The sequence below is a fragment of the Achromobacter sp. SIMBA_011 genome, assembly GCF_046535435.1.
In the GTDB taxonomy this organism is placed as follows: domain Bacteria; phylum Pseudomonadota; class Gammaproteobacteria; order Burkholderiales; family Burkholderiaceae_B; genus Achromobacter; species Achromobacter dolens.
In genome coordinates this window covers 1-269 of sequence record NZ_JAWRWN010000531.1, presented here as the reverse complement: position 1 = coordinate 269, position 269 = coordinate 1, and the positions used below count along the sequence as shown (strand labels likewise).

The following is a 269-nucleotide window of genomic DNA, read 5'->3' as shown; positions in this document are numbered from 1 at the left end:
CTCGGCAGCATCTCGCTTCAGGAGATCGCCAACGAAGGCATGATCATGCTGAAAGTGGACGAGCTGGAAGACAACACCACCGCGTTCTGGCGCGCGGCGGGTCTACGGCCGAACACGGTGATGCGCACGGCGTCGGTGGAAGCGGTGCGGAGTCTGGTGGCCACCGGCGCGGGCCTGTCGATTCTTCCCGATGTGCTGTATCGCCCGTGGTCGCTCGACGGCGACCGGCTGGAGGTGCGCAAGATTCTCGGCGAGATGCCGACCGTGGA

1 protein-coding gene is annotated in these 269 nt (G+C 65.4%); it reads left to right on the top strand.

The window, feature by feature from the left end; genetic code table 11:
- A partial coding sequence (locus tag SB816_RS32025) for a LysR substrate-binding domain-containing protein (protein ID WP_410548248.1) occupies window positions 1-269 on the top strand: 269 nt, incomplete at both ends.